General features: G+C 70.2%; 10 protein-coding genes. 1 reads left to right on the top strand and 9 read right to left on the bottom strand.

Annotated elements, in window-relative coordinates; genetic code table 11:
- Positions 1-13: 13 nt before the first annotated feature.
- From ACZ60Q_RS11070 to eccD, 9 genes are all read right to left on the bottom strand, one after another.
- Entirely contained in the window at positions 14-325 is a 312-nt protein-coding gene (locus ACZ60Q_RS11070; RefSeq protein ID WP_469631600.1) for a hypothetical protein, read from the bottom strand.
- Positions 318-776 (bottom strand): YbaB/EbfC family nucleoid-associated protein, encoded by a 459-nt coding sequence (locus tag ACZ60Q_RS11065; RefSeq protein ID WP_469631599.1) that lies wholly within the window; start codon positions 774-776, stop codon positions 318-320. Before ACZ60Q_RS11065 ends, ACZ60Q_RS11070 begins: the two co-directional genes overlap by 8 nt.
- On the bottom strand, positions 776-1432 hold the full coding sequence (locus ACZ60Q_RS11060) for a type VII secretion system-associated protein (RefSeq protein WP_469631596.1): 657 nt from the start codon (positions 1430-1432) through the stop codon (positions 776-778). The genes ACZ60Q_RS11065 and ACZ60Q_RS11060 overlap by 1 nt, the downstream gene beginning before the upstream one ends.
- Positions 1429-3600, bottom strand: coding sequence for a flagellar basal-body rod protein FlgG (locus ACZ60Q_RS11055; RefSeq protein WP_469631593.1), 2172 nt, complete (start codon positions 3598-3600; stop codon positions 1429-1431). The genes ACZ60Q_RS11060 and ACZ60Q_RS11055 overlap by 4 nt, the downstream gene beginning before the upstream one ends.
- A 25-nt stretch (positions 3601-3625) precedes the next feature.
- A complete protein-coding gene (locus ACZ60Q_RS11050) occupies positions 3626-4003 on the bottom strand; it encodes a hypothetical protein (protein WP_469631590.1) in 378 nt (125 codons plus the stop codon).
- A 37-nt stretch (positions 4004-4040) separates the two neighbouring features.
- Positions 4041-4340, bottom strand: coding sequence for a hypothetical protein (locus ACZ60Q_RS11045; protein ID WP_469631588.1), 300 nt, complete (start codon positions 4338-4340; stop codon positions 4041-4043).
- Positions 4341-4405: 65 nt separating this feature from the next.
- Entirely contained in the window at positions 4406-4753 is a 348-nt protein-coding gene (locus ACZ60Q_RS11040; protein WP_469631586.1) for a hypothetical protein, read from the bottom strand.
- A 262-nt stretch (positions 4754-5015) separates the two neighbouring features.
- Positions 5016-6461, bottom strand: coding sequence for a type VII secretion protein EccB (gene eccB / locus ACZ60Q_RS11035; protein WP_469631583.1), 1446 nt, complete (start codon positions 6459-6461; stop codon positions 5016-5018).
- Between the two features lie 116 nt (positions 6462-6577).
- Positions 6578-7960 carry a type VII secretion integral membrane protein EccD gene (gene eccD / locus ACZ60Q_RS11030; protein WP_469631580.1) on the bottom strand — a complete coding sequence of 461 codons (1383 nt, stop codon included), beginning with the start codon at positions 7958-7960 and terminating at the stop codon, positions 6578-6580.
- Between the two features lie 274 nt (positions 7961-8234).
- On the opposite strand from eccD, the gene eccCa reads away from it, so the two are divergent.
- Positions 8235-12158 carry a type VII secretion protein EccCa gene (gene eccCa, locus ACZ60Q_RS11025; protein WP_469632724.1) on the top strand — a complete coding sequence of 1308 codons (3924 nt, stop codon included), beginning with the start codon at positions 8235-8237 and terminating at the stop codon, positions 12156-12158.
- The last annotated feature ends 79 nt before the right edge of the window (positions 12159-12237 follow it).

The following is a 12237-nucleotide window of genomic DNA, read 5'->3' as shown; positions in this document are numbered from 1 at the left end:
AAGTACGGCCGGCTCAGCCGGCGGCGATGTGGTTGGCGTCGTTCTCGGCATCGTTCAGGATGACCGAGGCGTTGTTGCCACTGATGCCGACCATTTCGAGCAGATCGGAGAGACCTTCGAGGCCGTAGGTGAGCCCCTTGCCGGTCGAGTCGACGAACTTGTGGTACTCCTTCGCGTACACGTCGTCCTTGCCCCCAGCGGTCCTGTTCTCCACGTTGATGTGGTCGTTGAGAACGCCGAGTTCGTCGACGATCCGTGAGATCGCGCCGAACTGGGTGAACCTGCGCGGCAGATCCTCCGGAACGCTGAGGGTTCCGTCAGCCATAGAACTCGTCCTCCTCGCCACGGTTCCCGGACTTCTTCCTGCCGTCCCCCAGCACCGTCTCGGTCAGGCCCTCGGGATGCATCGCGCGCAGCGGGGCGAGCAGGTCATCGAGCTGACCACCGCCGAAAAGCCCGCTCGACAGTTCCTCCTGGCTTCCCATCAGTGGCCGCACCGAGCCGCTGACCTTGGAATTCATCTCCAGACGTGCCGCGTTGACGGTGGTCTTCAGCACCTCGGCGAGCTGGGCCCCCGGCATCGTGCGGTAGCCCTCGGTGTGGAACTTGAAGGAGAGAACCTCGCCATGGGCGTTGACCGACGCGGTGACCATCCGGTCCTTGGAGGTCACCGAGGCGGATGCCCTGGCGAGTTCCTCCTGGACCTGCTGGATCTTCTTCGTCTGCTCCGCGAGGCCGGCCATGGCCTCCGCGAGCTGTTCCTGGAACGACACCATCAGTACTGCTCCTCCTTGCTTTCCGCCGCTTCCAGTACGTCGACGGCGCGGGACAGATCGTCCCCGGACAGCCGCAGGGCGACGGGGCCGGTCGGGTTGAGGTACAGGTCCTGGCCTTTGGGCACGAGCGCGAACGCCTCGGAGACGGGCAGTACCCGGTGGGCGAGTGCTCCTGCCCGTTCCAGGTGGGCGGGCGCGGTGAACACCGGCACCACCGGGTCACCGTCCGGGGTGCAGGCGCTGACCACACCGCCGCCGGGTGCGGTCAGAACGGCCAGTTCGGCGGTGACCGCGGCCAGGGCCACGGCCTCGACGGGGCCGTAGCCGGTGGCCGCGAGCTGCATGGCGGCGTCCACGTCGTCGGTCGGCTCGGGCCAGCCGAGCATCCCCGGTGAGGGCCGGTACGCGTCGTTCCGCTGCCATGCGGCGATCTCGCCGTCGGCGTCCGAACGCCACTGCCCGATCACCGCCCACAGCGGTGGCGCACCGTCCCCGCTCCACGCGGGGTCCACCATGCCGAACCAGTGCTCGGGTGCGGTGCGCGCCGCCGCACGGATGTCGTCGGGCACCGGAGGCATCGCGGACTCCTCGCCCCCGGTCGTGGAGAGCGCTCCCTCGAGGGAGGTTCCGTCCGTCTTCGCGCCTGCGGAACTCATCGTCCGATCACACCCGTTCCGGCGTCGGGCTCGGTGCCCCACACCTCTTCGTCCTCCGAGAGCCATACGTTGCGCTGCCGGTCGCCGCCATTGCCCGCGCCGCCGCCCGGAGCGCCGCCCGCGCCCATGCCCATCGGCGGCATGAAGGGCATGCCGGTCCCCATGCCGGTCCCCATGCCGCCGCCCGCTCCGCCCCGGCCGAGAGCTCCGGCCGACTGGGTGGTGGGCACGGTGCCCTGCGGCAGCGGGACGCCCGGCACCGCGGGCAGTCCCAGGGCGGCACGGGCCCGGCCGCTGAGCCCGGACACCCCGGATGTCGCCTCGCGGACGGGGTTGCCGTTGCTGTCGACCATCTTGCGGAGGCCTTCGGCGTTCTTCGAACCGCCGAAGAGGTCGCCGCTCGCCGTGGACGGACGGCGCTGGCCGTTGAGGAGTTCGTCGAGCGTCCTGGGGTTGCGGGTCTTCAGGTTGTTGCTGCTCTCGGTCACGTGCTTGCCCTGCGGATCGGTGATGGTGCCGTCGGCGTTGATCCGGGAGCCCGGCGGCACGCTGAGCTTCCCGCCGTACATGTTGGTCAGGGGCTTGCCGTCCGCGCCGATCAGGTTTCCCTGAGCGTCCACCTTGGTGCCCTTGGGAACGATGACATTGCCCTCGGCGTCGATACCGAAGCCACGGGTCGAACTCCCGGAGGTGGAACCGCTCGGAAGCGTCGGTGGCTTCGGTCCACCGGTCGCGGGTGAAATGATCTTACCGCCGGGGCCGATGGTGGAGCCGGGCGGCACGATCAGGGGCTTGCCGTCCCCGCCGAGGACCGGCTTGCCCTGGGCGTCGGTGACGGCGCCGGTCCTGGGGTCGATGCGCGATCCGGCCGGCAGCCCACCGCCTCCCAGGGGATTGCCCGCACCGGAGGTGCCGCCGCTGGGCCCGGTGACCGGATTCGGGCCGGCGCCGAGGCTCTGGAGCTTCGGAAGGTTGGTGGAGGAGATTCCCCCGCTCGGACCGGTGATCGGTGGCGGTCCGCCGAGACCCGTGTTGCCGCCTCCGGCGCCGAGGCCGCCCCCTTCACCGCCCGCGCCCGCACCGCCACCGCCCGCGCCGCCACCCTCACCGCCGCCGAACATCTCCTTGAACTTATTGAGGAAGTCGTCGGCTCCGCCCTCGCCACCGGGGCCGCCGGCACCCGCGTCGCCGTAGAACTTCTTCTGTTCCTCAGGGGTCAGCGAGATGGTGAACGTGGGCTTCACGATGGAGTTCGCGTCGGAGAGTTTCCCGCTCGCCTTGTCGTACGCCGTCGCCAGGTCCAGCATCGTCTGCGCGGACGCGACATCGAGGCCGGCCTCGACTTCCGTGAGCCAGCTCTTCTTCGCGGCGCTCTCTATGCCGCCCCAGTCCAGACCGCTGACCGTCGGATCGTGGTTCGACAGGAATTTCCGGGCGCCGATCGCCTTCAGGAACTCCGCACGCAGATGCGGAAACGCCATGGAGACGGGCCCCATGGGGGATGTGTCAAGTGTGCTTACCGCGGTCCCCTGCTTGTCGAACCAGGCCCAGAAGTTCTCTCGCAGCAGTTTGAGGGTGGCCTTCAACTGAACGCTCACCGCTTCGAGATCGTCCTTGATCGCACCGGCCATGTAGAAGGACTGCGTCTCTTGGAGCGAGCGCTTCACTCCTTGGAGAACGGCTTCGAAGAGGGCGGCGGATTCGCCTTCCAGTTCTTCCGATCCGTTGCCCACCTTCTCGGCCCATTCATGGAACTGGGCCACCCATCCGCCGGTCCAGATATCCATGTTCTCGAAGACGTCGGACGCCAGGCTCGACATCAGCGGATTGGTGTCCTTGTTCCCTCCGGACACGGCCGATCCAAGTATCGGTTCGGTCGCACCGGTGAATTCTGCCAACGCGCCGCCGTCGTTGCCGAAGTCGGTCCAGTTGTAACCGAATCCGAACATCAGATAGCGATCGGACCCGCGGGTGGGGAAGTCGAAGGCATACCACCCGTCCAGCTGCCACTCCTTCGCCTTGGACGCCGGAGATTCCGAGTGCCAGGCGCCGTTGACCTCTTTGGTGATCCATTTCTTCGACGGTGCGCCCGCCACCTGATTCCGGTCCGGGAGCTTGGTGGTTCCGTCGTGGAACATGGCGAGGATGCCCTCCCATGTGGCCGGCATCCCGGGAGGCACCTCGACCATGGTCTCACTTGCCCTTCGGGGTCAGGATCTCGGAGAACTCCTCGACGAGGGTGCCGCCGATGTTCGTGGAGTCGTCCTCGGCGTCCTTGTGCTTGGTCTCCACGTCGCGCAGACTCGCGGAGAAGTTGTTCATGAGCGTGACGGCCGTCTCGTACCGGGTCCGCATACTGGCGCGGTACGCCTCCAACTGGCCTTCCAGCGCCTTCGCCTGCGCGCACCTCTCGGGGAGGCCGACAGCCAGCGGGATCTTCGACCCCAGGCTCACGTACTCCGCCTTGACCGTGATATCGCGGCGGAACCTGGGGATCTCCTGGTTGGCGTACCTGAGATAGACGCCCTCGGTCGACTGGAAGATGTCGCCCGGGGTCTCGTCACTGGCCATGCTCGCTCCTCACGGAAGTCGGACTCGATCGGTCGGGTCAGCTGCCCTGGAGGTTGCTCAGGCCGCGGCCGCCGTCGAGGTCGCCGTCGATCTGCCGGGCGTGCATGCGCTGGAGGGTGGTCCGGGCGACGCCGTACTGCTCGTCGAGCTGGAGCTTGATCTTGGCCAGCTCCGCCTGGAAATCCTCCCAGGAGGTACGGGTCTGACCGCTCAGGGTGTCGCGCAGGGAGCCGAAGTTCTTCTCCATCCACGCGAGCGCCTCCTTCATTTCCTGCTGGGCCGCGTCCATGTTCCTGACGGCGTCCTGGACCCCTTGGTGACTGATTCTGACGGACATGGCGGAACTCCTCATGAGGCGTTAAGAGAACGGGGAACGAAAAGCGGGGAGAAATACGGAGAAGGTCACCCGGGGTTGATCGTGCCGGCGATTCCGGAGGCGTAGGTGTTCGCCTCGTGCTCCGCGTCCCCGAGGAGCCGGTTGGCCATCGCGGTGCCCTCGCGGAAGAACTGCGTACGCTCCATGACCCGGGCGTGCGTCCTGAGCCACTCGTCGATGCCCGCCGCGTGGGTCTCGGAGGAAACCGCCTGGTAGGCGGCCCGGACCTGGCCCTGGATGGTCTTGACCTTACGGCCGGCCTCATCCATATCGCGAAGATGCTGGTCCAGTGTCTTCAGCGTCTCCAGCATCGCTGTCTCGTCATTGGACAGGCCGTCGGTCGAGTTGACGTTGAAGCCGGAGACATCAGACATGGGGGTCCTCCTGGACGCTGGGGTAACACGACGGCACCACAGGTGCACGACAGTCCGATCGCACCGGGAAGCACACCCTCCGGTAGTCGACGGATGATCAGGTTAATACGCCGTCCGGGGTCTTGGCACGTGTGCTCCCCGACAATCTGAGCGCTTCCCTCCGGTACGGTCGTGAGCTGCGGGAATGCCGCAGAAAGCGTGTACTCCCCGACTCGCCCATCCTCAGAGAAACCTCAATTCCACGAACCGGCGGGCGAATCGGCTATCGAGGCGCAGTGTTCCGCGACGTCTCCACGAGTCCTCGCTCCAGCAGAGCCGTGTCGTCGAGCGCGGGTCCGGAGGCGAGCATCCCGAGGACCCCCGAGGGGACGGGCACGGACCGATCGGCTCCGTATCCGAGCCGCTGGAGTCCCTTCTCGCCCCCGGGGACCGGGTACTTGGCGCCCGACTCCGTCACGAGGTAGTGCACCGTGCCCGTCCCCGCGGAGGAGAGCGCCGTGACGAGCGCACCGCCTCCCGGACGCACCGCGAACAGGTCCGCCACTCCGGAACCCACAGAGATCCCGGGCTGGTTGGAGACCGGCCGGCCGCCCACCGCGGCCGCGCGGGGCAGGACGACCGAGACCGTCGCCCTGCCGTCCGCACTGCCGACGACGGCGCAGACGCCCTCGCCCGCACCGACGGGGCTGGGCGTGGGCAGACCGGTCGGCACGGTACCTCCGCCGGCCCCGACGAGCCGGGTCGGCTTGGGGTCCTGGTGGCGTGCCAGGTCGTCCGGGCCGATCTTGGGAAGAACCACCGTCTCGCCGTCGTAGGCCGTCCGCTGGGTGCGCGGGTCGCCCGTCAGCAGCGCCTCCTCCAGTGCGGTGACCTCGGTCAGCCCGCGCTCCGTCAGCAGGTAGCGGCCGCCGGAACCCTCGAAGAGCTGCCCGATCCGCGTCGGGCGCCCTGCCAGCGTCGGGCCCGCCTTGCCGCGTCCGGTCACCTCCGGCACCGCCAGGTCCGGGCCCGGGGGCAGCGCGTTGAGGAAGGCGTCGGGTACCGGGTAGGCCCCGTCCGGGTCGTAACCCAGTGCCTGGAGCGCGTAGTTCGCGGTGCTCAGCCGTAGCCGGACGCCGTGCCAGAGGAGGTAGGTGTCATCGCCCGGGACGGAACGGACCAGGGTGGCCCGGTCCGAGGCGACGGGCCTGCCCTTGGCGGACAGACCGACGGCCAGGGTGAGCTGGGGGTCCTCGGCGGCGTCGGGCCGGGTGGCGCACACCGACCAGGCCTCGCGACTGAGCGAGTCCGCCCGCGGCAGCGGATCCGGTGCGCCGACGATGCCGAGGGTCGCGCCGCGCGGCGCGTCCTTGAGGGAGGCCGGCTCGACGCTCACGGCCTTCATCCGGTCACCCGCCAGTAGTCTGGCGGAGGTCTCGTTCAGGACCGGGTGGAGGACCCCGTCGAGGGTGAGGTAGCGGGCGCCCGAACGTTCGTCGATCACCAGCGTTCCGGTGGTCTTCCACGCGTTCGAACCGCCGGGCACCACCAACCCGTACACCGCGACGATGAGCGCGGCCAGCGCCGCGACCACGAGACCGATGACAAACCCCTTCGTGGTCCGCCGATGGGCTGACTCGGGGGCGTCCGGGTCGTCCCGGAGCATTCCCAGTGACAGCCGGCTCATGACGAACATATGCGCGTGGACCTGGTCCCGCCTGGACTGCATTCCTTGCCTTTCCGACCGGGCGTCGGCCCGGCGCGCGAGGGCCCGGGGGTGCGGGGCTCTGCGCCGCGGCCCCCGGGATCTTCCGGCTTTCCGGCGGCGGACGCCGGAGAGCCGGCTCAGCTGTTGAGGCCCCGCAGGTACCCGTAGAGACCGGCGACGAGCAGGGCCAGCGGGACGAGGGCGATGGCGAAGAGCAGTTGGAGCAGGTCGACCGTGCGCCCCCAGTAGGGCACCAGGCGGCGCCCGGGGAGCGTCCAGCCCGTGATGGCGAGCACGGCCGCGACGGCCAGCAGACCGGCGAGCAGCAGCGGCCTGGAGCCCTCATCGGTACGCAGGACGAGCTGCACCGTCAGGGCCAGGGAACCGTAGGCGGCGGGCAGGACGACGGCGAGGCGCTGCCAGGCGCCGCCGATCCCCCGCGCGTGCGTGAACATCAGCGCGCACAGGACCGCGGCGAGGGTCAGCGGCGCCCAGGACGTCTCGAACGCCAGGGCCGTGAGGCAGCCCGCGGCGACCAGCCCGGTGGCGCCGTAGAGGCCGGTGAGATAGCCGTCGGCGACGGCGCCGCGGGCGGCGATCCGCTCGTCCGGGGTGGGCTCGATGCCCTCCTGGAGCTGCCCCGCGTTGGTGGGCAGCAGCGGCACCTTCAGACCGGACAGACGGAACGCCATCGACGGCAGGAAGTTCCCCAGCAGGACGATCGCCAGGATCAGCGGGGCGGCGGTGCCGGTGGCGGGGACGCCGAAGAGCATCACCGCTCCCGCGACCGCGCCGAGGACGGCGGTCAGTGCGGCGGCCAGGAACAGCGGGGCGCACGCGCCGACGGCGGCCAGCGCGAGCACGGCGGCGCCGGCCGCCGCGGAGCAGCCCGCCAGCAGACGTGCGCCCAGTTCCGCGTCGGACGCGGCGCCTTGGGGCACCAGGGCACCGGCCAGGGCGAGGAAGGGAATGGCCGCCGTGCCGAGCGCACCGCCCGCGCCGACGTCGCCGACCGCCCGCGAGGCGGCCGCCGCACCGGCCAGCAGGAGGATCGCGGTCGCTGCCGCGATGACCGCCCTGAGCCCCGGGGACCCGGGCAGCAGCAGGAGCAGCAGTCCGGTGGCGAGGGCGCTCAGGGCGAGGCCGGTCATGAGGTGGTGCGACCACACGGGCCGCCAGGAGTCGGGGCGCTCTCTCAGCCGGGTGGAGAGTCCGTCGACGAGGTCGTCGTAGTGGATCTCGGGGAGTGCGTCCCCCCGAAGCCGCAGATGCACCGTCTCGCCGTCGTGCAGGCCCAGGTCGCCGAGGGTGTTCTCGTCGTCGAGGGGTTCCTGGCCCAGGCGTTGCAGCACCCAGCCGCCCGCCTGGGCGCCACGTTCGTAGAGGTCGGCGCCCCCGTGGTCGACGATGGTCGGCATGAGGTCGGCGAGCACGATGTCGGACGGTACGGCGAGCTCTACGGAGCGGTCGGGCGTCAGCACCGTGAGGCGGCACAGAGGTGCCGCGGATATGTCGGTCAAGCGCGTTTCATCGCCTTCCAGGACAGTGGTCGACGCGGTCAGATTGATCACATTAACTTGTGCGTGCAGTCTGTACGTTGTGGGGTGCCGCCAGGAACAGCGGTCGCACCCCGCCCGCCCCGGCCTGCATTCCCGCACCGTCGGCCGTACCCCGGGCGTCTGAATCCCTGTCACCCAGAAGACGCGTCCCGGCAACCGCCGACACCCCCCAGGAAGGCGATTCCCTTTGAGCGTGGTCCTCTTCAAGAGGCCTCCCCGGCGTCTTGGCCCCGAGATGCCCCAAGGCGAACTGAGCCTCCAGGAGCCGCCCACGGTGCCGGAGACGCAGAGCGCGATGGGCAACATGATCACGTATATGCCGATGGCGCTCAGCTCGCTCGGCATGGTGCTCATCTTCCTGCGTCCCGGCAGCGGCGGCGGCCCCATGATGTACGTCGCCATCGGACTGATGGCGCTGTCGGCCGTGGGCATGCTGGTGTCGCAGATCGTCCGGGCGTCCGGGGACCGCAAGCGGGCACTGCTCGGTGAGCGGCGCGACTACATGCGGTACCTGTCGATCAGCCGCAGGCGCATCCGCAAGGTGATCACCCAGCAGCGGGAGGCGCAGGCGTGGTCCCACCCGGACCCGGTGTCCCTGTGGGGCCTGGTGCCGACGGCCAGGCTCTGGGAGCGTCGAGCGGCGCACGCGGACTTCGCCGAGGTGCGGATCGCGGTGGGCGAACAGCAACTGGCGACGAAGCTGACGCCGTTGAGCACCAACCCGGTCGAGGATCTGGAGCCGCTGTCCGCGCACGCCCTGCGACGCTTCATCAAGGCCTACGGCACGGTGCCCGACCAGCCGGTCGCGGTCTATCTGCGTACCTACGCACGTGTCCTGCTCCAGGCCGAGGAGGAGGCCGCGCACGGGATGGTGCGGGCCCTGCTGGCCCAGCTGAGTGTGTTCCACGCGCCCCAGGACCTGCGGATCGTGGTGCTGGCGGACCACGACCGCCGGGACACCTGGGAGTGGGTGAAGTGGCTGCCGCACGCCCAGCATCCGACGGACGTCGACGGCGGCGGCCCGGTGCGGCTGGTCACCGACTCCGTGATGGGTCTCGAATCCCTGCTCGGCGAGGAGCTGACCGGCCGCCCCGCCTTCGAGGCGGACGCCGCTCCGAGCGCCGAGGAGCCTTACTGCGTCGTGGTGCTGGACAGCGCCCGCACACCCGCCGACTCCCGGCTGGCCACCGACGGCTACCGCAACATGGTGACCCTGGACGTGGCAGGCTCCCTGCCCTGGCGTCAGTCCCGCCACACGCTGCGGCTCCGGATCGGGCGGCGGCGGCTGGAGCTGGTCGGCACCGACCGGTCGGGCAAGGAGACCGTGTCCGCGCTCGGCAGGCCCGACGTGCTGGGCCCCCGGCGGGCCAGGGCGCTGGCCGCGCTGATGTCCCCGTACCGGATGGGCATCACCACGGACAACGGCGAGGCGCTCACCTCGGACGTGCAGCTGACCACTCTGCTCGGTCTCCCCGATCTGCACACCGTCGACCTGGACGCCGTACGCGAGGACCGCGGCGAACGGGCCAGGCTGCGCGTGCCGCTGGGACTCGCCGGTGACGGCACCCCGGTCGAGCTGGACATCAAGGAGGCGGCGCAGGGCGGGATGGGCCCGCACGGCGTGCTGATCGGTGCGACGGGTTCCGGCAAGTCGGAACTGCTGCGGACCCTGGTACTGGCCCTGGCGCTCACCCACTCCTCGGAGAAGCTGAACTTCGTCCTCGTCGACTTCAAGGGCGGCGCCACCTTCCTCGGCCTGGACGGTCTGCCCCACACCTCGGCCGTGATCACCAACCTCGCCGACGAGTCCTCCCTGGTCGAGCGTATGCAGGACGCGCTGCACGGCGAACTGATGCGCCGCCAGGAGCTGCTGCGCAGCGCCGGGAACTACACGTCGGCGTACGAGTACGAGACGGCGCGGGCCGCGGGGGCCGAGCTGGAGCCGCTGCCGACGCTCTTCGTCGTGGTCGACGAGTTCAGTGAGCTTCTCTCCGCGCACCGCGACTTCATGGATCTGTTCGTGATGGTGGGCCGGCTGGGCCGCAGCCTGGGCGTGCATCTGCTGCTCGCGTCGCAGCGGCTGGACGAGGGCCGGATGACCCAGTTGGAGTCTCACCTGTCGTACCGGATCGCGCTGCGCACGTTCTCCTCGATGGAGAGCCGCGGCGTCCTGGGCGTACCGGATGCCTATCAGCTGCCCTCGGTCCCCGGCAGCGCCATCCTGAAGAAGGACACCGGGACCCTGGTCCGGTTCAAGGCCGCGTACGTCTCCGGGCCCTACCAGGGTGTCCGCAGGGTCGGACCGTCGGCCGTCGCCGGTCAGGTGGTCGCCTACCGCACGGAGTGGACAGCGCCCCGGCTCCCCGCTCCCGCCCCGGACCCGCGGCCGGTGGTGGAGGAGAGCGAGGAGTCCCTGCTCGCGCTGGCCGTCTCCCGGATGCGGGAGGGCGGCAGGCCCGCGCACCGGGTCTGGCTGCCGCCGCTGGACAGCCCGCTGTCGCTGGACGTTCTGCTGATGGGGGTGGAGCCGCACCCCGAGCGGGGACTCACCAGCGTGGACACCGCTCTGCACGGCGGGCTGACGGTGCCGGTGGGCATCATCGACCGGCCCTTCGACCAGAGCCGCGAGCCCCTGGTGGCCGAGCTGTCGGGCGCGGGCGGGCACATCGGTATCGCGGGTGGCCCGCAGAGCGGAAAGTCCACACTCGTACGCGACCTGATCATGTCACTCGCCCTGACGCACACCCCGCGCGAAGTCCAGTTCTACTGCCTGGACTTCGGCGGCGGCTCGCTCGGTTCGCTCCTGGACCTTCCCCATGTGGGCGGGGTGACGGGGCGGCTGGACCCGGAGCGGGTGCAGCGCACCCTGGCCGAGATGCACGGGCTGGTGGCCCGGCGCGAGCGGCAGTTCGCCGAGCTGGGCATCGACTCCATGGCGACGCTGCGTGCCCGCCGGGCCGCCGGTGAGATGCCCGACGAGCCGTATGGCGACGTGTTCCTCGTCGTCGACGGCTGGGGCACGGTCCGCCAGGACTTCATGGACATCATGGACACCTTCACCGCGCTGGCGGCGCGAGGCCTCAACTACGGGGTGCACCTCGTCGTCGCGTCGGGGCGCTGGTCGGAGATTCCCACCGCGCTGCGGGACCAGCTCGGCACCCGCTTCGAACTCCGGCTCGGCGACAGCATGGACTCCATGATCAATATGCGGGCCGCCGCGACCATCCCCAAAACGCCCGGCCGCGGCATGACCGATTCCCAGCACCACTTCCTCACCGCTCTGCCCCGGCTGGACGGCGGCGACAGCGTCTCGGACCTCGGGGCGGGCGTCGCCGACGCGGTGGCCCGCGTGGCCGAGCACTGGCAGGGTCCGCCCGCGCCCGCGGTCCGCACACTGCCCACGATCCTGGAACCCTCCGAGCTGCCCGCCGCCGAGGTCGGCACGGACGGCGATCTGCGCCTGCCGCTGGGCCTGGAGGCCAATCAGCTCGGCGTCATGTGGCACGACTTCGCCCAGACCGCGCACCTGGTGGTGGTGGGCGACGCGGAGACCGGCAAGACCAACCTGCTGCGCTCGGTCTGCCGGGCGATCACCGAGCGCTACACCCCCGACGAGGCCCGGGTGATGCTGGTCGACTACCGGCGCGGGCTGCTGGAGAGCGTCCCCGAGGCGAACCGGCTGGGCTACGCCGTCTCCGTCGACGTGCTCAAGCAGGCGGTGGACGGCGTCGCACGGGCCATGAAGGAGCGCCTGCCCGGCGCGGATATCTCGCCCGCCCGGCTGAAGCGGCGGGACTGGTGGAACGGCCCACAGGTCTTCCTGGTCGTGGACGACTACGACATGGTGTCCGGCGGCACCATGAGCAACCACTTCGGGCCGCTGCTCGACTACCTCGCCCAGGGCGCGGAACTCGGGCTGCACCTGATCGTCGCACGCAGCGCCAACGGCGCGTCGCGGGCGATGAACGACCCGCTGCTGCGCCGTCTGCTGGAGGTGAACACACCTGCGGCGCTGCTCTCCTGCCCGCCGTCGGAGGGCTATCTGTTCAACGACACCAAGCCGAGGCAACTGCCGCCGGGTCGGGCGCAGCTGATTACGCGCAGGGGTGTGGTTCAGGTGCAGACCCCGCTGCTGCCGGAGACCGAGGGCTCGCTGTAGGTCCGCGCACCCCGGGCCGGGAGAGCGGTCCGGGCAGGCGCTCGCTGGCCCCGCCCCTCGTCGTGGACTCCGGGGCCGG

Source organism: Streptomyces sp. NPDC104313, from assembly GCF_055583985.1.
This window is presented reverse-complemented; position numbering and strand designations above follow the sequence as displayed.

Excerpts from the sequence above, each read along its gene's own strand:
- ACZ60Q_RS11045 (WP_469631588.1), bottom strand. The coding sequence starts at position 4,340 with ATGTCCGTCAGAATCAGTCACCAAGGGGTCCAGGACGCCGTCAGGAAC.
- eccB (WP_469631583.1), bottom strand. The coding sequence starts at position 6,461 with ATGCAGTCCAGGCGGGACCAGGTCCACGCGCATATGTTCGTCATGAGC.
- eccCa (WP_469632724.1), top strand. The coding sequence starts at position 8,235 with ATGCCCCAAGGCGAACTGAGCCTCCAGGAGCCGCCCACGGTGCCGGAG.
- ACZ60Q_RS11050 (WP_469631590.1), bottom strand. The coding sequence starts at position 4,003 with ATGGCCAGTGACGAGACCCCGGGCGACATCTTCCAGTCGACCGAGGGC.
- ACZ60Q_RS11040 (WP_469631586.1), bottom strand. The coding sequence starts at position 4,753 with ATGTCTGATGTCTCCGGCTTCAACGTCAACTCGACCGACGGCCTGTCC.
- ACZ60Q_RS11060 (WP_469631596.1), bottom strand. The coding sequence starts at position 1,432 with ATGAGTTCCGCAGGCGCGAAGACGGACGGAACCTCCCTCGAGGGAGCG.
- ACZ60Q_RS11070 (WP_469631600.1), bottom strand. The coding sequence starts at position 325 with ATGGCTGACGGAACCCTCAGCGTTCCGGAGGATCTGCCGCGCAGGTTC.
- ACZ60Q_RS11065 (WP_469631599.1), bottom strand. The coding sequence starts at position 776 with ATGGTGTCGTTCCAGGAACAGCTCGCGGAGGCCATGGCCGGCCTCGCG.
- ACZ60Q_RS11055 (WP_469631593.1), bottom strand. The coding sequence starts at position 3,600 with ATGCCGGCCACATGGGAGGGCATCCTCGCCATGTTCCACGACGGAACC.